Annotated in this window: 14 protein-coding genes; 7 read left to right on the top strand and 7 right to left on the bottom strand. The window is 61.8% G+C overall.

Features of this window, described 5'->3' with window-relative positions:
- Both ACTHLA_RS05565 and ACTHLA_RS05560 read left to right on the top strand, forming a co-directional pair.
- Positions 1-1,046 (top strand): tryptophan 7-halogenase (locus tag ACTHLA_RS05565; protein ID WP_440186095.1); only part of this gene is annotated, 1,046 nt, incomplete at its 5' end.
- A gap of 32 nt (positions 1,047-1,078) precedes the next feature.
- A complete protein-coding gene (locus tag ACTHLA_RS05560; protein ID WP_440186094.1) occupies positions 1,079-3,313 on the top strand; it encodes an alpha/beta hydrolase family protein in 2,235 nt (744 codons plus the stop codon).
- Between the two features lie 60 nt (positions 3,314-3,373).
- On the opposite strand, the gene ACTHLA_RS05555 is transcribed toward ACTHLA_RS05560, so the two are convergent.
- The 4 genes from ACTHLA_RS05555 to ACTHLA_RS05540 form a co-directional block, all read right to left on the bottom strand.
- The gene (locus ACTHLA_RS05555; RefSeq protein WP_440186093.1) at positions 3,374-4,663 is read right to left on the bottom strand and encodes a glycoside hydrolase family 5 protein; all 1,290 of its coding nucleotides are present in this window, start codon (positions 4,661-4,663) and stop codon (positions 3,374-3,376) included.
- A gap of 149 nt (positions 4,664-4,812) precedes the next feature.
- Positions 4,813-7,197 carry an ABC transporter permease gene (locus tag ACTHLA_RS05550; RefSeq protein ID WP_440186092.1) on the bottom strand — a complete coding sequence of 795 codons (2,385 nt, stop codon included), beginning with the start codon at positions 7,195-7,197 and terminating at the stop codon, positions 4,813-4,815.
- Positions 7,194-7,886, bottom strand: a complete 693-nt coding sequence (locus tag ACTHLA_RS05545; protein ID WP_440186091.1) for an ABC transporter ATP-binding protein — start codon at positions 7,884-7,886, stop codon at positions 7,194-7,196. Before ACTHLA_RS05545 ends, ACTHLA_RS05550 begins: the two co-directional genes overlap by 4 nt.
- An 88-nt stretch (positions 7,887-7,974) precedes the next feature.
- A complete protein-coding gene (locus ACTHLA_RS05540; protein WP_440186090.1) occupies positions 7,975-8,424 on the bottom strand; it encodes a hypothetical protein in 450 nt (149 codons plus the stop codon).
- A gap of 154 nt (positions 8,425-8,578) precedes the next feature.
- Between ACTHLA_RS05540 and ACTHLA_RS05535 the strand changes: the two genes are divergently transcribed.
- Entirely contained in the window at positions 8,579-9,817 is a 1,239-nt protein-coding gene (locus tag ACTHLA_RS05535) for a sigma-54-dependent transcriptional regulator (RefSeq protein WP_440186089.1), read from the top strand.
- 62 nt (positions 9,818-9,879) lie between these two features.
- Positions 9,880-11,028 (top strand): sensor histidine kinase, encoded by a 1,149-nt coding sequence (locus ACTHLA_RS05530; protein ID WP_440186088.1) that lies wholly within the window; start codon positions 9,880-9,882, stop codon positions 11,026-11,028.
- A gap of 16 nt (positions 11,029-11,044) precedes the next feature.
- Here ACTHLA_RS05530 and ACTHLA_RS05525 read toward each other — a convergent pair whose 3' ends face one another.
- Positions 11,045-11,848 (bottom strand): IclR family transcriptional regulator, encoded by an 804-nt coding sequence (locus ACTHLA_RS05525; protein ID WP_440186087.1) that lies wholly within the window; start codon positions 11,846-11,848, stop codon positions 11,045-11,047.
- 382 nt (positions 11,849-12,230) lie between these two features.
- Here ACTHLA_RS05525 and ACTHLA_RS05520 point away from each other — a divergent pair, with 382 nt between their 5' ends.
- The 3 genes from ACTHLA_RS05520 to ACTHLA_RS05510 are packed head-to-tail and all read left to right on the top strand — an operon-like array spanning position 12,231 to position 17,920.
- The gene (locus tag ACTHLA_RS05520; RefSeq protein WP_440186086.1) at positions 12,231-14,417 is read left to right on the top strand and encodes a WD40/YVTN/BNR-like repeat-containing protein; all 2,187 of its coding nucleotides are present in this window, start codon (positions 12,231-12,233) and stop codon (positions 14,415-14,417) included.
- Positions 14,418-14,430: 13 nt separating this feature from the next.
- On the top strand, positions 14,431-16,884 hold the full coding sequence (locus tag ACTHLA_RS05515; RefSeq protein ID WP_440186085.1) for a glycoside hydrolase family 2 TIM barrel-domain containing protein: 2,454 nt from the start codon (positions 14,431-14,433) through the stop codon (positions 16,882-16,884).
- Position 16,885: 1 nt separating this feature from the next.
- Entirely contained in the window at positions 16,886-17,920 is a 1,035-nt protein-coding gene (locus ACTHLA_RS05510; protein ID WP_440186084.1) for an alpha/beta hydrolase, read from the top strand.
- A 41-nt stretch (positions 17,921-17,961) separates the two neighbouring features.
- Here the strand turns inward: ACTHLA_RS05510 and ACTHLA_RS05505 are convergent, their stop codons facing one another.
- Complete coding sequence (locus ACTHLA_RS05505) at positions 17,962-19,575, bottom strand: GH39 family glycosyl hydrolase (protein ID WP_440186083.1); 1,614 nt, start codon at positions 19,573-19,575, stop codon at positions 17,962-17,964.
- Between the two features lie 132 nt (positions 19,576-19,707).
- Positions 19,708-21,265: beta-galactosidase (locus tag ACTHLA_RS05500; protein WP_440186082.1), on the bottom strand; the 1,558-nt coding region annotated here is incomplete at its 5' end.

Below are 21,265 nucleotides of genomic sequence, written 5' to 3'. Positions count from 1 at the left end.
ACCTGCTGCGCCGTTACGCCATCCGCTACGGCGTCCGTCATCTGCAAGGCAAGATCACCGGCGTCGACCTGGCCGAAGACGGCTCGATCGGACGTCTGCAGACCGACGACCAGGGCGAGCTCAAGGCTGATCTCTATATCGACTGCACCGGCTTTCGGGCGCAGTTGATCGGTAAGGCGCTCGGCGTTCCGTTTCATTCCGAGCGCGCGCATATCTTCGCCAACCGCGCCGTGACCCTTCAGGCGCCCTATGAACAGCCCGGCGGCCCGCTGGAGTCGCAGACCATCTCCACGGCGCAGGCATGCGGCTGGATATGGGATATCGGCCTTAAATCGCGGCGCGGCCTGGGCTATGTGTATTCAAGTGACCATTGCTCCGACGCGCGCGCCGAGGAGGCGTTGCGCCGCTATGCCGGTCCCGCCGCGCAAGGCTGCGAAGCGCGGTTTCTCGACTTCGAGGCCGGTTATCGCCGGACGCAATGGGTGAAGAACTGCGTCGCCATTGGTCTGTCGGCGGGTTTTATTGAACCCCTGGAAGCCACGGGCATCGGCTTTGCGGAAATCGCCGCCCTGATCCTGTCCAATCTGTTTCCGTGGGGCGGCGATTATGAGGTCAGCGCCCGGCAGTTCAACAGCTTCATGGCGCGGCGCTATAGCCAGGTCATCGACTTTATCAAGCTGCATTACTGCCTGACGCAGCGCGCAGACACCGATTTCTGGCGCGACAATGTCCGCCCCGAAACCATTCCCGACAGCTTGCAGGAGAAGCTGGAGCGGTGGCGTTTTCGACCGCCGTCCTTCCTCGACATGGACCCGAATTACGACATCTTCACCGAGGCGAACTGGCAATATGTGCTCTACGGCATGGGCTTTCAGACCGACCTCACATCCCAGCGCGGGCTTTTCCGTTATTTTGACGAGGCCCGTTCGCAGTTTGACGCCATACGGCGGCAGGGCGATAGGGCCCTGAGCCTCCTGCCCCGGCATCGTGATCTCATCGAACAGGTGTGTCAGTCGGGCTTTCAACCCCTTCAACGTCGCGCCTGAGATCAGATGCGTATAGTTTCACAGGATAGATAATGCGGATATTCAAAGCGATTCTGCTTGCGTCGGCGGGCCTGACGACCTTATCGGCCCCGGTTTTCGCCGAAACGCAGAAGCCGACCGAAGTCGTGGTGCGGGGGGAAAAGCGCGTCAAGCCGACGGATGCGCCGCCTTCGCTTGAGCTGTATGCGAAAATGCCGCATCTGGAGGAGGTCGCGATGTCGCCCGATGGCGAGCGGGTGGCCTTTATGACTCGGATCGGCAGTATCCGCGTTCTTGGCGCTTACAATTTTGCAGATAAGAGCCATCAGATCTTCACCCTGAAGGGCGGTCCGGCCAGCGCCCTGAGCTGGGCCGACAATGCGCATGTCCTGATCACGGATTCGCGTCTGGCTCTGCGCGGCACCTGCGAAAACGCGCCATCGGCGCCGGGCATGAGCAACAACGCCAGAGACATGCCTTTGCCGGACAGCGTCAAGGCGGGCAGCGCCGACGCCGCCGCGCTTCAGGCGCAGATGCAACAATTGCTGGATGCGATACAGCCGCCGGGCTGCGCCTATTTCGGCGTGCGCGTCGAAAACGCCATCACCTCGCTCAATGTCCTCACCGGCAAGGCGGCGCCGATCGGCTTTCATATTGGCGACGCGCCCAGCATGCCGCTGGGCCTGCCGAGCCGCGTCACAGTTGACGGCAAGCCGCGCCTGATGGGCGGTTTCCTTGAAGTGCGCGCGCATAGCGTCGGCAATCAGCCCGCCCAGCGCGCCTATCTGTGGAAGGTCGATCCCGAAACCGGCGATGCGCGCCTGGTTGACGATCACGGCGGCGATATCGAGCGTGAAAATCACTATGTCGATGACTGGCTGTTCGATTCCGACGCAAGCCTGGTGGCGCGCTCGGTCTATGATTTCCGCAGCCGCGCCTTCCGTATCGAGATGCGCGATCAGGATCGCTGGAAAACCGTCCTGTCCCGTCCCATTGTTGCGGGCGACGCCACGTTTGCGCCCTATCTGATCGGCGTGTCGGGCGACGATGGTTCCATTGTCATACTGGACACGGATACGCACGGCGCGGATCGCAAGGGCGCGGCGCGGCATTTTCATTATTACAGCCTGAAGACGTCGGGCGAACTCAGCGGTCCGCTGGAAAAGGGCGAGGCCAGTCAGGCGCGTCCCGTTTTCAGCCCGCAGACCGGGCGTCTGGCGGGCTTCGCCTACACGGCGGAGGAGCCGCATTACGAGATCGCCGACCCCGGCCTTCGCGATCTTTACGACAGGGCCGCCTCGGCGACGTCCGGGCAGACGGCCGAGGTTTTGTCGGTTTCCGATGACGAAAGCAAGGCGCTGATCCGCGTCACGGGCGGCGAGGACACGGGCTCCTATTATCGTCTCGACTACCAGGATCATCAGGTCGATACGATCAGTGAGGACTATCCACTGATCCCGACGCCGTGGATCGCGTCGCAGGAAATCCTGTCCTATGCGGCGAAGGACGGAACCAGCATTGACGCCGTGCTGACCCTCCCGCCCAAACCGGCGGGGAAGAACCTGCCTCTGGTCGTTCTGCCGCACGACGGCCCGCAGGGGATGGACCGGATCGGCTTTGACTGGCTGGCTCAGGCCCTGGCCTCGCGCGGCTATCTGGTCCTGCAACCCAATTACCGCGGCTCGGAAGGCTATGGCGCCGACTTCATAGCGGCGGGCTATGGTCAGTGGGACGGCAGGATGCTGTCGGATATCGACGCGGGCGTGGCTGAGGTCGTGCGCCAGGGGCTGGCCGATCCGACGCGCGTCTGCATGGTCGGCATCGGCTTTGGCGGTTACGCCGCTCTGAAAGCGGCGGAAGACGGTACGGTGCGCTGCGCGGCCTCTATCGACGGGGTGACCGACACGGCCAGCTATCTGGCGTGGCGGCAGGCGCGTACGCCGTCGCCCGATCCGGACGCCTTCGCCAGCCTGACGCCGTCGGCGCATTGGCCGCGCACCTTTGAAGATGCGGCCTACAGCCTGCGCAAGCTCAGCCTGTTTGTGGGCGCTGACCGGCCTGCCATCAACGCCGCGCAAATACGTGCGCCGGTTCTGCTGATACATCAGTCCGGCGACAGTCTGGTCCCGGAGTCGCAAAGCCGCAAACTGAACGACGCCTTGCAGGCTGCGGGCAAGCCGGTCGATTATGTCGAGCTGAAGGGCGTGGGCCATACGCCCGACACCGAAGCGACGCGTCTGGCGGTTCTGCAATCGCTTACGGCGTTTCTCGCTAAATATAATCCATAAAGGCGAAACGCCGGTCTGCTTTCAGACCGGCGTTTTAATCTTTGCGTCAAATGTAACGGACTATTTTTTACCGGTCGCCGTGAGCAAGGCGTCGAGAACGGCCTGATCCTTGACCGCATAGGTCGTGCGGTCGATCAGTCCGCCGGTGTCCCAGTAGAAGGGCGATGCGCCATTGGCGAGCGCCTGCTGGGCGACATATTTGTTCCAGAAGACCACGGACGCATCGTGCTTGGCGACGTCCAGGGGGCCGCTTTTTTTGCGATAGGCGCCGAACTCGCCGATAATGACCGGCACGCCCTTGTCGACATAATTGGTCTTGAGCTTCTGCATTTCCTGATCGACCCAGTCCTCTTCCCCCCAGGTGGCGTTGCGGTCCGGCTCAAGGGTGGAATGGTTGTCCTTGCCCCAGTAGTAGAACATCTTGCCCCAGGACTGGTCGGAGGTGATGATGGTGAACTGCGACGGGTCGTAATAATGGACTTCCAGCATCATCCGGTTCGTCGCCGTATCGGTCGGCAGATGCGTCCACAGGCTGAGCGACAGGTCGATATTGGTTTGCGGCGCCTGAACGATCAGGGTGCGGTAGGCGTTGCGACCGCCGGTCGAGCGCACGGCGTCAATAAAGGTCTGGTGATAGCTGAGCAGGATGTCCGCCGTCGCCGTCGTGCTGGCGTCGGGTTCGTTGGCGCTGGCGAACATCAGGCGTTCGTCGAAGTCGCGCAGATGGGTGGCGATCTGCTCCCAGAACGCTTTTTGCTTGGCGTTGACGGCGTCCTTATCGGCCGCGTCGACGTGCTTTTCCAGCCAGCCGTCGTCAAAGTGGATATTGAGAACGGTGTAAAGACCGGCGTTCATGCAGTATTGCACGACCGTCTTGACGCGATCCAGCCAGGACGCCGAAATCTCCGCCGTGGTCTGATTGGCGTACTGATCCCAGGAACAGGGCAGGCGGACGCCGTCAAAACCCAGAGACTTATAGGTATTGACCAGATCCTGGGTGATCATCGGATTGCCCCAGGCCGTTTCGCCGCCGGGCGTGGCCTCCAGCGTGTTGCCGATATTGATGGCCAGCTTGATCTTGGCGGACAGTTGCGCCGCCGTGCTGGTCATGCCGGTCGAGTCGGCGGCAATGGGGTTCGTATTATAGCTGGGGTAGAGACCGGACGGCGAGGATGAGGATGAGGATGAGGATGAGGACGATGACGACGAGGACGACGAAGACGACGAGGACGACGATGATCCGCCTCCGCCTCCTGACGAGGAGCCGCCGCCACTGCCGCCGCCGCATGCCGAGCACGTAACGGCGATCGCCGCCGTCGATAACAGGAACTTACGCCTACCGAAAAACATGGGTTTCCTCTTTGTTTTGCGTCCCTCAGGGCGGACGTCATCATTAAATTTGCTGAACAACTATTTATAATTAAAATTATATTTTGCAAATAAAAATATTGTCTTACGGCGCCCGATCTTCGGCGCTGTGGAGATCGTGTTACGGTTCTCTAATCGAGATTTCTCAGCGGACCGCTGGACCGCGCGGGTTCCGCCAGAGCGGTGTGGATCGCCATCGTGGCGAAGGCGATCACAAAGGTGCTGGCGCTGGCCAGCAGAAAATCCTCAGCCTTCAGATCCACATGCAGGGCGAAACTGTGCAGCCACCAGGATGTCGTGCGCCACGCTATGGCTATGGCGACCAGGTTGGCGATCGCCAGCGGCAGGAGATAGGGCTTCAGGCGCAGGACCACCAAATCGAACCTATCGGCGCCAAGGGCGTTTCGGATCGCAGCCTCTTTCCGGCGCGCCCTGTAGATATGTATCGACAGGCCAATCAGGCCGCACATCGACACGGCGACGCCTGCGACGGACAGGAGCAGGAAAATGAACCATTGCTGATGTATGTCGGTATATTCGAGCCGCACATAATCAGAATAGAACTGTCCCTGCATCGGTCCCGCGTCTGGATAGCTTTGTTTCCAGATGGCCCCGATCGCGTTGAGAGTTGACGTCATGTCCTCCGGTTTGAGCCTCACGCTCAGGCGGTTGAAGTAGGCCGACTGGTTATCGAAAATCATGGGCGGGGTCGGATCGCGGATATCGGCCAGCCGGATATTAGCAACCACGCCAATAATCTTCATACCGGCGCTGTCATCGCGGCGCGCGAACTTGAGTTGGGCGCCGATGGCGTCCTGCGGGTTTGCGTAGCCGAGCGCCTTGAGCATGGCGCGGTTGATGACGACCTGTCCGGGCGGCGTCAGTTCGGGATAGGTCGTGGTAAAACGCCTGCCCGCCAGCAGGGGGACTTCGTAGATGTCGAAGAAACCTGTATCAACCGATTGCCGCTGCACCTGAATGATCCGACCGTCATGACTTTGCAGCCAGTCAGGCCATATCTCGCTTTGCCCAGGCAGCCCGCGCGCATAGGCTGCGGCCACAACGCCCTTGATCGGCAGAAGCTTGGGGCGCAGGCTTATATCGGCTGGCGCGTTCGACGCCGTCTTGATGATGAAAAGATGGGCGGCGTCATGATTGAGCCTGTCGCTTGTGGCGAAGCGCCACTGCCGGTAGACCGTCTGCGACGCGATCAGCAATATGATCAGCAAGGAAAATCTCGCCACCGTCCAAAGCGTTCGGGACAATGAGCCATCGACTTTCGCCGCGATGTGATGGCGATGCCGGCGCGGATGGGCGGCGGACAGAGCCAGAGCGGGATATACGGCGCCGATCATGGTCGTTAAGAAGCCAAGCGACAGGCATTGCGCCATAAATCCCAGGTCCGACCACGGCGACGATCCCAGCCGCATAATGGGGTTAATGATCGGCAACAGATGTTCGACCGCAGCGGCGGCGAGCAGGAGCGATAGGCAGACAAGAATGGCCGCCTCCGCCATGATTTGCAGAAAAATCTGATGCGTCCTGGCGCCGAGAGATTTTCTGATCGCCATTTCATGGCGGCGCTCGTCGATTTGCACCGCCATGAGTTCGCTGAAACTGACCACGGCGAGGACGAAAATCACGACCGCGACCGCGATCATGGCGATAATTGTGTCTGCGTGTCCACGCGGCGCCATCAGCGCATCGGCATTCCCCAGAAAATGAAGCCGTGTCAGCGGAGTCAGGGCGAATCTCATCGGAGATTCGATCCCCGAAACGCCGTGTCGCTCGGCGATCCGGGTCGCGACGGCGGCCGGGAGAACCGCGCCGGGCCGGAGATTCAAAAAGGTCAGGCATGACGTCCAGTTCCATTCGGGATGTGCGTCCAGAATGGAGAGCATGCCGTAATTCGCCCGGCTGTAGATGAAGATCTGATTTTCGAAATTGGTGTTGGAGGGAAAATCGTCCAGCACCGCCGTTATCTTCACAGGCAGCCAGGTGCTGAGAAGAACGGTTTGTCCGACGACGTCTTCACGTCCAAAAAACGCGCGCGCCATTTTTCGCGTAAGCACCATGCTGTCGGGTTGTTGCAGGGCGGTGCGTAAATCGCCGGACACAGCCTTGAAGTGGACGACCTGAAAGAAGTTGGGATCTGTCCAGTAAAAATTCTGCTGTTCGGACAAACGCGCCGTATGCATCGGCCATTCCGCCTTCACCAGTCGGGCGGCGTCGGACACGGCGCGGCTGTCACGCCTCAACCATTTGGCCATGGCGGCGGGCGATTGATCGCTGCTGATCTGGTCCCCGTTCGCGGGCGCGTAAAGCGTTCTGAGCAGATACACCTGATCGGCGCCGGGGATGAAATGGTCATAGCCAAGCTCGCTGCGGACTTCGAGCGCGACAATGAGGGCGGCGGCGAAACCGATCATCAGACCCAGACAGGTCAGAAGACTCAGCCCCCAATAGCGGGTGAGGGTGCGCGTGGGTTGCCACAGACCGGACGGCAGACGGATCATGTCAGCCTGCGCCGCGTAAACTGGATGCGGCCATCCAGCATTTCGACCACACGCTCGGCCTGATCGGCCTGGGCCGGAGAATGGGTGACAATGACCAGCGTACAGCCCTCTGCATGCAGCGACTTGAGGATGTTGAAAACTTGCGCCGCATTTTCCGAGTCGAGATTGCCGGTTGGTTCGTCGGCCAGGATCATGATCGGTTTGCCGACAATAGCGCGCGCAATGGCGCAGCGTTGCTGCTGGCCGCTGGAAAGCTGGTGCGGAAGGTGGCTGGCCCGATGCGCGATGCCGACCAGGTCCATGGCCTCCTGGATGCGCGCATCGATATTGCGCTCCGGCTCCTTACGGTACAGCAGGGCCAGCTTGATATTTTCATAGACGGTCAGGCTGTCGATCAGGTTGAAGTTCTGAAACACGAAGCCGATGTCACGGGCGCGCAAATGCGCGAGACGCGCGGCTCCGACGTCCGCCAGCGTCTGGCCGTTGAACGACATGGTTCCGCTGTCAGGCCGGTCCAGCGTGCCCATAACATTCAGCAGGGTCGATTTTCCGCAGCCTGAAGGGCCGCAGACCGAAATAAATTCGCCCCGTTCGATGTCGAGCGTGATGTCGCGCAGCGCTTCGATGCGGCCGTTGGCGTTTTGATAGCTGAAATTGACGCCTCGCAAGCTCAGGAGAGGCTCAGCCAATGGGGGCGTTGAATCTGGAGTTGGCAAATGGAAACTCTGGCATGCCGCGTGACGACGCGCGGCAGCTTATGACAGGCGATTGCCGAAGTTAAGCCACAAGAGTCTTCACGATGAAGGATTGACTCAGGCTCTGTGCGGCGGTTTGCAACGCATGGCGGCAAAATTCCGGGGATTTTGCGTTGCGGCTTGCGATATAGGGCGCAATAAGCAGCGCGATCTGTTCGGCGCCGCGAAACACGGGCGCGCAGATATCCATGACGTCAGGCAGGGCCGGATTGGGGTGCTGCGTGGTTCTGTCTTCCGCAAAGGCGCTGATCGCTTCAGGCGCGCTATAGACAAGGCCCAGAGGCATATTGACAAAGCACGGGCCGGACGGCGTGCTTTGCAAGGCGATGCAGAACCCATCCTCCATGCGGATGGCGAGCTGACAGGACTGTTGCAGATTTTCCGCCAGATCGTCCAGTATGCCCGGAGCGTGTTCCGCCAGCGTGTCGTCAAGCAGAGGGCGAAATTCGGGAGTGCGATAAATGCCGGTCATAACAACGTTCCTCCACGCCTGTGATTTTTTAATTTTCTAGCGACTCCAGTGTAATTCATTTTTGAGAATAAGCTAAATAGCCAAAATCATTTGACTTTTTCAGCAAGAAAAGGGAATTTAGCCGCACTGGTGTCCGTATTGTCCGGAATCGTACATGCCTCAGTCCCGCAAGACGCTGCTCTTTATCGACGACGACGCCGATATTGTCAGAACGGCGGATATGCTGTTGAGCAAGGCGGGGTACCGTTTCCTTGCGGCGTCCGCGCCGGCGCAGGCCTATGCGCTGCTGACAATGCAGTCTGTCGATCTGATCCTGCTCGATCTCAACTTCTCGTCGGCGCAGACATCCGGCGAAGAGGGGCTGGCGTGTTTACAGGAGTTGCGCCGTCATGCGCCGGACGCGCCTGTTCTGGTGGTGACGGGCCATAGCGGCCTGACGGTTGCGGTTCGCGCCCTGCGCGCCGGAGCGGCCAATTTCATCATGAAGCCATGGAGCAATGACAAGCTGATCGCCGCCATCGACGAGGCGATCGAGCAGGGACGCCAGAATACGGCCAGGACCGGCGCCGACCCGGTGGACGCTGTGACGCCCGATGCGGGCTTCATCGTAGGCGACAGCGACGCGATGAACCGCATCAAGGCCCTGATCGACCGCTATGCGCCCTTGAATGTGCCGGTTCTGTTGTCAGGTCCGTCCGGGGTCGGAAAATCGCACATCGCCCGCGCCCTGCACGCGCGTTCGGGGCGTTCAAAGCTGAAAATCATCGACGCTTCAGCGTTCGGGTCTTTAGAGGCGGACGGGTTGACGGACGCGACCCTGATCCTGGAGTCCATCGACGGGCTGGAGGCGGGGGCGCAGCAGAATCTGCTGAGCCTGCTGCCTGAATTTGAGCAGCGCAATGTGCGTGTCGTGGCCACGACGACGCACGCCCGAGGCGAACTGGATCTGCCGCGCAGCCTGGTCTACGCCCTCAGCACGCTTGAAATTTCGGTCCCCCCTCTGTCCGAGCGCGCCAGCGACATTGGCGTCCTGGCTGAACATTTCGCCAATCTGTGCGCTTACCGGCATGATCTTGGCCGTCGCGACCTGACGCCTGAGGCGATTGCGCATCTCAAGGCGGCGAACTGGCGCGACAATCTTCACGCCTTGCGTCAGGTCATGGAGCGCGCCGTCATCAGCGTGGACGGCGCCATGCTGGGGCCTGACGACCTGCGTCTGCCGGACATGGCGGATGAGGACGCGCCGCGCGCCGCGCTTAATCTGGAGATGACGGAAAAGTTCGTGGTTGAATCGGCGCTCAAGCGCCATAACTTCAATGTCTCCAAGGCGGCGGCGGAGTTGGGGATCACCCGGCAGACCCTTTATCGCCGCATGAGCCGTCACGGGCTGTAATGGGCTATAGAAGCATCCTTATCCGGGCCTTGTGTCTGACGGGGGTGGCGGCTTTCGCGGTCATGGCTTTTGCAGCGATGCGCAGCCAGATGTGGGCCAGTCTCGTCTTCGCCCTGCTCGGACTGGCGGCGGCGGCGGTTTTTCTGCTGGCGGGGACGACTGCGGCCATGCCTGCGCCGGAACGGAATAAAGACGCAGACCTGCGCCCGCGCGCGCAGCCGCAACCCGTCGTCGCCCTGCTGGACCAGGTTCCGATTCCGCTGCTCAAATTCATCGCAGGAGAAGGGTTATTCGCGCTGAACCTGGCCGCGCGACGGCTGCTCGGCGCAGATGATTTCATCAGCCATCCGCCGGGAACGCTCATGAACGCGGTGACGCAGGCGCAGAGGGGCGTCCGCCCGTCCGTCCGGATGTTTGAAAAAAACTATGCGCTCGGGATTAGCGAAGTGTCATATGCGGGGCGATCGGAAAAATTCATCAGCCTGACCCCCATCGACGCAGAGGTGCGCATCGCCGAAGCGGCGGCGCTTGGCGACACGCTGCGGGTGATCAGTCATGAGATCATGAATTCGCTCACGCCGGTGGCCTCCCTGGCCGAGACGGCGCGCGCCTATCTGGCGGAAGATTCGCCCGAAGGCGCGAAAGCCGCCGATGAGGCTCTGGCCCTGCTGGAAAAACGCGCCAGCGGATTGAGGCGTTTCGTCGAGGCGTATCGCGCGCTGGCGCGGCTGCCAAGTCCGGTCCTGCGCCGCACGGACCTGAAAAGCTTCGTCGCGGACGTGACGCGCGTCTTTGAGCAGAGCGTCGCCGCACAGGACGTCAGAGTCGCGCTCGATATGGAAGAGGGCGCCGTCTTCTGCGACATAGACGAGGCGCTGCTGGCGCAGGCGCTGATCAATGTTCTGACCAATGCGGCGGAAGCTACGCGCGGCGTGACCGGCGCCCGCCGTGTCCGCGTAGCGCTGCGACAACGCGAACAGGATATCGGCATTGTGGTTGCGGATAATGGCTGCGGCGTGGACGAGGCGCTGCGGGAGCGCATTTTTCACGGCTTTATATCCACCAAAGCTCAGGGCGGCGGAATTGGCCTGTCGCTGGCGCGCCAGATCATTCTGGCGCATGGCGGCGATTTGCGACTGCTTGAACCGGACAGCGATGGCTGGCGGTCGGAATTTCTCTTCAGCCTGCCGGTTCTCGATCAGGCTCCGTGACTCAGGCGCCCATAAGTCAGGCGCCCTGATGTTGCGCGGCGCCCAGAGCATTCGACAGGGACGCGCAGGTTTCCACGAGGGCCTGAGCGCAGGACTCGACGCTGAGGCTCAGCTTGCTGCGAATATAGGGTATGATGATGGCGCCGATCAGGCCGCGGTCGCTGAACACCGGACAGGCGATGTCGGTAATGCTTTCCGAATAGGCGCTCTGAGCGACCAGAACGCCCTTTTCACGCGCATGAATGGCCTGCTGTTCGAATCGGGTCCAGTCGCTGGCCGAGACGGTCGGTTGCAGCGCTTTGCGCCATGCGCTCTTGCTCAGCGGATTCTGATACGCGTAAAGAACAACGCCCGCCGTGGATTCGACAATGTCCTGACGGTAGCCGACGCGGATGTGAAAGCTGGGGGCCGCAGGCGCATCCATCTGACCAATAACGACCACCTGGTCATCCGAAGTGACGACAATGTGCGTCGCCTGCAGGATTTCGTCGCTGAGCGCGCGCATGGCCGGAATGGCGTAATCGAGCAGGTTTTTGCTGACCCCGCGCGACATACCTAGAGAAAACAGTTTGTTCGTCAGTTCATAGCCGCTTTGATTTTCCGCCATGGCGACATAGCCGCGGTGTTCAAGCACCGCGATCATGCGGAACAGCTCGCTGACGGACCGGTTCAGATGTTCGGAAATCTGCTTGGGCGGCATAGGTCTTGGCGAAGTCGCCAGAAGCTCTACAATATCAAGGCCTTTTTCCAGAGCGGGGGCGCGATATCTGAGTTCCCCTTCGTCAGGATCGTCCGCAACGGATAGGTTTTGCTTTGCCATGACCTGCCTCAATGCGCCTGCGCATCGGGGACGCTCCCCGCTTTGGCAGTTACGCTGCGTTTCCGCGAAATGCGATAAGTCTTACCAATCGTAATCATATATGAAAAGCAAAAACAGCGAATTTGCAAATCTAAGCTGTTTGAAACACGGGCAGTCATGCGGCTTGGTCAGGCGCCTGCCTGTCCGTTAAGGATTGGCGGGTGGATTGGTTGGCGCAGGTGAGAAGCTTAGGTTGATTTGAATTTAAAAATAATATTTATTATTGAAACGTCAGCCCTCTGAGGGTGGGCGCAATAATAATAGGCAGAGGCAGGCGATGAAACACAAACGCGTAAGCGCGGGTTTAACGGCGATTCTGGCGGTCCTAATGGCGGGCGGGGCCATGGCTCAGACCGCAGCGGTGAAAAGCGAACCCTATGTCTGGGCCACAGCGCCCATGGGCGGCGGCGGCTTTGTCGACGGCTTCGTCTATCATCCGAAAGAAAAGGGCCTGCTTTACGCCCGCACCGATGTCGGCGGCGCCTATCGCTGGGACGGGGCTGATCAGATCTGGATTCCGCTGCTGGACGGGATGAACGGCGCCGACGATCTGGGCGTGTTCAGTCTGGCGCTCGACCCGGAAGACGCCAACAAGGTCTATGTCGCCACCGGCCTTTACACCGGTCAGTGGGCGGGCAATGGCGCGGTCTGGCGTTCGGACGACCGCGGCCAGACCTGGCGGAAGGCCGATCTGCCGGTCAAGCTGGGCGGCAATGAGGACGGGCGCAACACCGGAGAACGCCTGCAGGTCGATCCGCACAAAAGCGATATTCTGTTCCTCGGCACGACGACGAGCGGCCTGCTGAAAAGCAATGACGGCGGCAAGAGCTGGAGCAATGTGTCTGCGTTCCCGGAAAAATACATCACCTTCGTGTTGTTCGATCCGGCGTCGGGACAAGACGGCGCTGCGACGCCGACCCTTTATGCCGGGGTGAATGCGAAATCCGCCAGCCTCTATGTCAGTCATGACGGCGGCGCTTCCTGGCAGGCCGTCAAGGGCGCGCCGACGGGCTTTCTGGCGCATCATGCGGCCTTCGACGGCGACGGCAAGCATCTTTACGTCACTTTCGCGGATAAGCCCGGCCCCAATGACTGTAAGGACGGCGCCGTCTGGCGCTTCGACACGGCCAGCGGAAGCTGGACCGACATCACGCCGCAAAAGCCCGTCAAGGGTGGGCAAAGCTTCTGCTATGCCGGCATCAGTGCGGCGGCGAGCGCGCCGGGTTCGCTGGTGACCACGACTCTGGACCGGTGGTGGGGCGGCGACACGGCCTATCGCAGCACGGACGGCGGCGCGCACTGGACCGATCTGGGCGCGGCCTCGCATCACAACGCCGACGGCTTTCCGTGGATGGGCGTCAGTCGCGGCGGCAAGGAAGCCATGGGGCACTGGATGTCCGATATCGACATCAATCCCTTCGATCCGAACGAGGCGGTTTACGGCACGGGCGACGGGCTGTGGATGACGGAAAATCTCACCGACGCCGACGCCGGCAAAACGGTGGCCTGGCGCTTTGCCGTCGATAATCTGGAGGAAACGGCGCCGTTGGACCTGATCAGCCCGACCGCGGGCGCGCACCTGATCGCGGCGGTCGGCGATGTCGGCGGTTTCCGTTATCTCGACTTCAGCGCTTCGCCGCCCGCCGAAGGCGGCTATTTCCAGCCCGCCGCCGGGACGAACCGCTCGATTGATTTCGCTGAACTGAATCCGGGTCTGGTGGCGCGCATCGCGGACGGCGATGCAGCCAAGACCCACGCGCTGATCTCCCTCGACAACGGCAAGACCTGGTCGGACATGCCGTCGTCTCCGCCCATCGTCACCCACGACGCCGACGGCTGGTACGCGCCGGGCCGCATCGCCGTCTCGGCGAAGGGCGGCCAGATGGTCTGGGTGACCGGTAAGGGCGACGCCTATTATTCGCTGGATCGCGGCAAGTCGTGGACGGCGTCGAAAGGCTTTCCGCAGGTCAAGGGACGAAGCTTCCCGGTCTTTTCGGATCGCTCCACAGAAGGCGTCTTCTACGCCTATGACGCCAGCGCGGGCAATATGCTCGCCAGCGGGGATGGCGGGGCCAGCTTCACGGTTTTCGCCAGCGGCCTGCCGGTGCTCGATCCGTGGCGTCCGGTCCCTAAACCGCGCGCTGCGCCCGGACGGCTGCGCGACATCTGGCTGCCGACGCCGCAGGGTCTGTTCCATTCGCCCGATCCCAAATCTCCGTTCAAACAGGCGCCCGATATTTCTGAGGCGGCGGCGGTCGGCTTCGGTAAGGCCGCGCCGGGGCAGAGCTATCCCGCCGTCTATATGTGGGGACGTTATAAGGGCGTCTGGGGGATTTTCCGCTCCGACAATGCTGGCGGCTCATGGGTCCGCATCAATGACGACGCGCATCAGTATGGCGGCGGTCAGGGCGGCGAAGTCATCGGCGATGCGCGTCAATATGGGCTGGTTTATATCACCTCATCGGGACGCGGCGTTGTTCTGGGCCAGCCCGCTTCGGATTTGAAAGACGCCTCTGCGGCGGCGAACTGATTAGGGAGAGACCGTGCTGAAATTGATGACCACAGCCAGCATCGCGCTGCTGGCCGCGCTGCTGGCCGCGCAGCCCCTGACGGCGCAGGCCGAACACCTGAACCTGTCGCAAGGTTGGCGGGTCCACAAGGGCGAAGCGGACGGCGCCGCTCAGCCCGGTTTTGACGATAGCGGCTGGAGGCAGGTCGTCGCCCCGAACGACGCCTCGATCATGGATGGGCCGGAGGGGACGCCCTTCGACGCCAAGGCGACGGCAGGGCAGGATTCCGGCTATCTGCCGGGCGGCGTGGTCTGGTATCGCCAGCATCTGAAGCTGAGCGCCGCTGAGGCGGAACAGGTGGCGCGGCTTAATTTCGAAGCCGTCTATATGGACGCCGAAATCTTTGTGAACGGCCAGTCCGTGGCGACACATCATTACGGCTACACCGCCTTTTCGGTCGATCTGACCGGCAGGCTGCATGCAGGCGACAATCTGATCGCGGTGCGCGTCGATCACGAAGACCCGTCGTCGCGCTGGTATGCGGGGACGGGCCTGATCCGCCCGGTGTCGCTCGACCTTCTGAACTGCGCCCATATCGAGCCGGACGGCGTGGCGATCACCACGCCGGTCGCGACGGCGCAGACGGGGGAGGTGGCGGTCGCGACCCGCATCGGCAATTGCGGCGCACAGAAGCAGGCCGCCGATCTCGTCACCGAAGTCGTGGCCGGAGATGGCGAGGTCGTGGCTACAGCCGTCGCGCCTCTGACGGCGCCGGGCAGGGGCGACGTCATGCAGACGCAGAGCCTGAAGCTCGATCATCCGGCCCTGTGGTCGCCGGACGCGCCCAATCTGTACACGCTGGTGCAAAGCCTCCGCCTACACGGGGTCGTCGTCGATGAGCGGCGTACGCGCTTTGGCGTGCGCACGATCAGCGTCGATGCGGTTCACGGCCTGCGCATCAATGGTCAGCCGGTTCGCTTGCGCGGCGGCAATATCCACCACGACAACTATATGCTGGGCGCGGCGGGCTTTCCTGACGCCGATGCGCGCAAGGTCGCGCTGATGAAGGCGGCGGGCTATAACGCCATCCGCATCGCCCATAATCCGGCCAGCCAGGCGACGCTCGACGCCGCCGACCGGCTGGGCATGCTGGTGATTGACGAGGCGTTCGACGCCTGGAACAAGGACAAGCGCTCAAAGGATTATGCGCGCTACTTCGCCGATGACTGGAAGCAGGACATCACCAGCCTGGTGATCAGCGGGCGCAATCACCCCAGCGTTCTGTTCTGGAGCATCGGCAATGAGATCCCGGAAAGCGGCGCGCCGCTGGGCGTCGAAACCGGGTATAAGCTGGCCGGTCTCGTGCATCAGCTCGATCCGTCGCGCCCGGTGACCCAGGCCGTCAACGCCGATCCGCCGCTCGACGACGCGCAGTTCGCCACCGGCGACGTGGCCGGTTATAATTACCATGTCAATCTCTTCGCAGGCGATCACGAGAAATTCCCCAACCGCGTCATGTTCACCTCGGAATCGACCTCGAAGGACGCGTTTCAATACTGGCGGCCAGTGGAGACGATGCCGTGGGTGATCGGCGATTTCGTCTGGACGGCGGTGGACTATATCGGCGAAACCGGCATCGGCTGGATGGGCTATAGTCAGGACTGGCAGAAGCTGGGGCCCTATCCGTGGCATCTGGCCTATTGCGGCGAGATCGACGCCATCGGTCGCAAGCGCCCGGCGGCCTATTATCGCGAAGTGTTGTGGAAGACGGGCATCGACCCGATCTCGGCCTTTGTGCGCCAGCCGGAAGGCACCGAAGACCTGCCTGACCGGCGCCTGTTCCCGATTACGCCGCCGCATCTCGACTGGTCCTTGGATGACGTGCATCCAAGCTGGACCTGGCCCGGTCAGGAGGGCAAGGCGCTGGAGGTCGATGTCTATTCCGAATTCCCGCAGGTCGAGCTGTTCCTGAACGGCAAGAGCCTGGGCCGCAAGGCTGTCGGCGTGGACAGTGAATATAAGGCGATCTATTCGGTTCCTTACGCGCCGGGCAGGCTGATCGCGGTCGGCTATCGCGACGGACGCGAAGCGGGGCGCTGGGAACTGCGCACCGCCGACGATCCCGCCGAGGCGCAACTCAGCAGCGACAGAACGCAGATCCGGGCCAATGGCGAGGATCTGGCCTATGTCAATCTCAAGCTGACCGATGAGAACGGCGCGCCCATCTATGCCCGCAGCGGCGACCGCAAGGTGACGGTGCATGTATCGGGCGCCGCCGTCCTGGCCGGGATCGGCAATGGCAATCCGATGGACGCCTCAAGCTTCCAGTCGGGCGTGCGCACCACCTTCCACGGCCAGCTCGCCTTCGTGTTGCGCAGCCTGAACCGGGCGGGCGAAATTCATGTCACGGTCGAGACTGAAGGCCTGCCGACGCAATATCTGACGCTGAACGCCGTCTCGGCCTCGGCGACGCGGGGAGATTATTAGAATGCGTTTAATAGCGATTGCGACGCTTGCGCTTTCGGCGATTTTGCTGGCGGCTTTTTCGGCGCCCGCCGCATTGGCGGAGACGGCGCATGTCTCCGTCGAACAGATCGTCGTGCACAGCCCGGCGCTGGAAGGCAATCTGGAGGGCGAATCGCCCGATCGTCAGGTGATCGTCTATCTGCCGCCGGATTATCAGCAGCATCCCGACAAGCGCTATCCGGTGATCTATGTCCTGCACGGCTACAACATGACCGCGCCGGGCTTTGCGGGCCTGTTGCAGGCGCAGAGCGGGCTGGACGGCGCCTATGCGCAGGGCCTGCCGGGCGTGATCGTTGTCCTGCCCGACACCCAGACGCTGCACGGCGGCTCGATATATTCCAGCTCGATCACCAGCGGCGACTGGGAAGGCTTCATCACCCACGATCTGGTCGCCTATATCGACAGCCATTACCGCACTCTGGCCAACCGCGACAGCCGGGGTCTGGCCGGACATTCGATGGGCGGCTACGGGACGACGCGGATTGGCATGAAGTATCCCGATGTCTATGGCGCGCTCTATATTATGAGCCCGTGCTGCCTGTCCGTGCGCGGCGCGCCGCCGCCGCAAACCGCCGCCGCCGTTGAGGCCTTGCAGTCTCGGGATGGTCTGGCGGGGCTCGATTTTCTCGGCCATGCGACCTTTGCGGTGGCCGCCGCCTGGTCGCCGGATCCGTTGAAGCCGCCCTTCTATGTCGATCTGCCGACGCAGAAGGGCCAGGTCGATCAGACGGTACTGGATCGCTGGGCCGCCAATGCGCCGCTGGCCATGCTGGATCAGTATGTGTTCAATCTCAAGCGCTACAAGGCGATCGCCATGGATGTCGGCGACCGCGACGATTTCCGCTTTGACGCGCAGACCCTGCACCAGCGGATGCAGGACAGCGGCGTCGCCAACCGCTTCGACATCTATCCGGGCGATCACGCCAGCGGCGTCGCGGATCGTTTCCAGCACAATCTGCTGCCCTTTTTCGCGCGGTCTCTGACCTTTGCGAAATAGGCCTGTTCGGGCGCGGCGGTCGGCGCCGCGCCCGTAACCGATCAGGCTTTCGGCGTCAGCCGCGCCAGCACGATGTCATTGCTGTTCATGGCCAGCTTCAGGCGCGCCTTGCCGTCGCTGCCGACCTTAAGCGTGCGGCGCGTTTCGGGCTGGTCGAGCGTCAGCGCCTGCAGGTCGCGGAGCTGTTCCGGCGTCAGGGCGGCGGGTGAACCCATGGCGATATAGGCGCTGTAGGCGTCGTTCTTGCGGTAGCCGGTGCGCTGAATGCTCAGATCATAAACACCGGGCTTCACGCCCTCGAAGGCGAGGTCGAGCGGTTGCGACGGTTTATTGGGCACGAGCTTGCTGAAGAAGGTGCCATTGCTGTGGCCCTGCTGGTCGGGCAACTGGAAGTCCCAGGCGACCACCGAGACGGCCTGACCGTCGCGCGCCGCCCAGACCTGTTTGTCGGCGCAGGGGATTTCGTTGCCCTGCAGGGCGTGCAGATATTTGTAGGCGAACCATGACGGCTTGCGCACGCCGTCCCTGGTCATCAGGCCGAAGCCGCCTTCGAACGGTTTGGACGGCGGGCCGGGCTCCTCGAACAGGTCGGAATAGACCCAGTAGCTCATGCCTTGCGCTATGCCCTGAACGGCCTTCAGCTTGCTGAGAATATAGGGCGCGGCGATATAGGAATCGTGGCTCAGGTCGCGCGGATTGTAGCTGGTGCTCCATTCCGAGAAATAGAGCGGCAGGCCCGGAAAGGCCGAGGCCTCGATCTGTGCGCGCACCTTCCTGACGTCGCCGATAATGGCGTTGGGGTTTTTGGACAGTTGCAGGTCCATCTTGCCCTCTTCGTCGAGATAGCCGTAATCGACGCCATAGGTGTGGGTGGTGATGAAATCGACGGGTGCGTTCGTCGCCTTGGCGTAGGCGAGAAACTCGGGAACCCACCCCGCGCCTGCGGTCGCCGGACCGCCGACGCGCAATTGCGGATCGACGGCCTTCAGGGTGCGGGCGGTCAGGCCATAGAGGGCGAAATAGGCTTCCTGATCGCCATATTGCCAGAAACCCGCCAGGTTCGGTTCGTTCCAGACCTCGAAGAACCACGAGCGCACCTCATCGAGGCCATGGCGCTCGATCATGTGGCGGGCAAAGGCGTCGACAAGCTGCTTCCACAGGTCGAAACGCGGATGTGAGGTGTTGCCCTTCCAGTAGAAGATGGTCTGGTCGGACGTCTTGAGCGCATCGGGCGTAAAGCCAAGTTCGACAAACGGCTTGATGCCGTCCTTCAGCATCGTATCGTACAGGTAATCGACGCGGGTCCAGTCATAGACCAGCTTGTCGTCCTGCATCTTCACCGTGCCGAGCGCATCGGTGAAGATGTCGTGGAAACGCAGATAGCGAAAGCTGAGTTCGGCGGTCGCTTCCTTCAGTTGCGCCAGATTGGCGTCGCGGATCGTCGTGCCGGGGTAATCCGCGCCGACCGACAGATCGAAAAAGCGGTCGAGCGGCTGCGTCGCCTGGCTCAGATCCAGCACGGCGCGCCGGCCCGCCGTCTTCGCCCCGGCTGCGGACGTCCAGCCGGACAAACCTGCGGCGGCGCCGGTCAGGGCAAGACCGGACAGGGTCAGTCTGGACAGGGCGGCGCGGCGATTGAGGGAGGATGTCGTCATGGCGTTCTCTTTCATTGGGGACGGCAATGAAGAGACTCTATATGAAAAATAGATTTAAATGTAAAACGATAAGGCTGCGCGACGGGCGGGGGCCCATATGGTCATCGCGCCCCCCTGTTCAGGTTTGTCCGCCTATTTCAGCAGCTCGACGCCGTCGGTGTCGAGATGCAGGACGCCGTTATAGGTCTTGCCTGTGAGCGCGCTGGTTTTGACGCCGTCGATGACGACGTCTTTGGGCGCGTAGGAGGCGTTGACATAGAGGGTGCGGCCATCGACGACGCGGGCATAGACGCCTTCGGGCGTTTTCGGCCCCGGCTGGATGCCCAATTGCGCATAGAGGCTGCGATATAGCGGCTGCATCACGGACGGCTGGGCGGGGGTGGCGACATAGATGGCCTGTCCCTTGCCATAGTGATTGACGGTCGCGATTGGCGGCGATCCGTCGACATTGTCGAAGCGGCCCAGAACCTGCGCCGTCGAAGGCTCCAGCACCTCGTAGAAATTGATGGTGGTGCTGATGCTGGCGTCGCCGAGCTTTCCGGTCAGCGGCGACGGGGTGCGGTAGAATTCATTGGTCTTCAACCCGAAGACATCGGACAAGCGACCGGGCAGCGGGGTGTCGAACCACTGGCTGTGTTCGTCCGCCTTGGCTGAAAAGGCGGTCATGATGACGGTTCCGCCGTTCTTCACATAGGCACGGATATTGTCGGCCGACGCCTTGTCCATAATATAGTCGCCGGGCACGACGACCAGCTTGTAACGGCTTAAATCCTCGTGGCCGATATTGATCACGCCGACATCTATGTTGTCGTTATAGAGCGGCGCGAAAGCGTTATGCTCCTGCTCCATATAGGGGGTGGTGATGTACTGGCGCACCGTATTGGACGGGCCGGGCGGATTGGAGGCGACATTCGTCTCGAACGAATAGGCGATGGCCGCCTGCTGGTTGAGGGCGCGGGGAAAGCCCAGGGTTTGCATCTTTTTGAATTCGGCGGCGATCGTGGCCCATTCGCCCAGTTTCCAGGACGGCGTATTGTCGTGATCGACCAGGCCGAACAGGGCCTGCTCCTCGCCGCCGAGATGGCTGTTGAAGGTCCAGGCCAACATGCCCTGACCGCCGTTGAGCAGGCCGAAATAGGCCCACATGCGCGAATGGCCTTTTGAGCCGTAATAGCCGCCGCCGCCGGCCTGGAACTCGTTGAACCAGCTTGGGGTGGTCAGCGCCCCCTTCATCATCATGGTTTCGAAGCCGCCGCCGATGGCGTCGCCATTGTAATAGCCGTAGGAGCCGTAGCTGACATATTGCTTATAGGTGGACAGATAGTCGAAGCCCTTGCGGCCGGAACTGTCCCACAGGTTCGAGATGGCCGGTTTGTCCGGGACGTTCTTTTCGCGGATCGCCTCCAGATCCTTTAGATCCGCGATGGTGACGTCCGACCAGAAACGGTGCAGGTCCAGATAGCGCTCGGCGGGGCCGGGGCCGTCGGCATAGGGCAGGCGCACCTCGTCCCAGTCGTCGATGCGGCGCGACCAGCGCTGGGTCGCCCAGGCCTTGTTCAGCGCATCCAGCGTGCCGTATCTGCGCTTGAGCCAAGCGATGAAGCGCGTCCGGGCGGCCTTCGAATACGACATGAACGTGTTGCCGATCTCGTTATCGAAGCCGATCGCCAGCACGGCGGGATGCTTGCCG

Source organism: Asticcacaulis sp., assembly GCF_051956075.1.
Lineage (GTDB): Bacteria > Pseudomonadota > Alphaproteobacteria > Caulobacterales > Caulobacteraceae > Asticcacaulis.
This window is presented reverse-complemented; position numbering and strand designations above follow the sequence as displayed.

What these genes read in the sequence shown, in the direction of transcription:
- ACTHLA_RS05560 (WP_440186094.1), top strand. Translation starts at nt 1,079, where the DNA reads ATGCGGATATTCAAAGCGATTCTGCTTGCGTCGGCGGGCCTGACGACC.
- ACTHLA_RS05555 (WP_440186093.1), bottom strand. Translation starts at nt 4,663, where the DNA reads ATGTTTTTCGGTAGGCGTAAGTTCCTGTTATCGACGGCGGCGATCGCC.
- ACTHLA_RS05550 (WP_440186092.1), bottom strand. Translation starts at nt 7,197, where the DNA reads ATGATCCGTCTGCCGTCCGGTCTGTGGCAACCCACGCGCACCCTCACC.
- ACTHLA_RS05540 (WP_440186090.1), bottom strand. Translation starts at nt 8,424, where the DNA reads ATGACCGGCATTTATCGCACTCCCGAATTTCGCCCTCTGCTTGACGAC.
- ACTHLA_RS05535 (WP_440186089.1), top strand. Translation starts at nt 8,579, where the DNA reads ATGCCTCAGTCCCGCAAGACGCTGCTCTTTATCGACGACGACGCCGAT.
- ACTHLA_RS05530 (WP_440186088.1), top strand. Translation starts at nt 9,880, where the DNA reads ATGGCTTTTGCAGCGATGCGCAGCCAGATGTGGGCCAGTCTCGTCTTC.
- ACTHLA_RS05525 (WP_440186087.1), bottom strand. Translation starts at nt 11,848, where the DNA reads ATGGCAAAGCAAAACCTATCCGTTGCGGACGATCCTGACGAAGGGGAA.
- ACTHLA_RS05520 (WP_440186086.1), top strand. Translation starts at nt 12,231, where the DNA reads ATGGCTCAGACCGCAGCGGTGAAAAGCGAACCCTATGTCTGGGCCACA.
- ACTHLA_RS05510 (WP_440186084.1), top strand. Translation starts at nt 16,886, where the DNA reads ATGCGTTTAATAGCGATTGCGACGCTTGCGCTTTCGGCGATTTTGCTG.
- ACTHLA_RS05505 (WP_440186083.1), bottom strand. Translation starts at nt 19,575, where the DNA reads ATGACGACATCCTCCCTCAATCGCCGCGCCGCCCTGTCCAGACTGACC.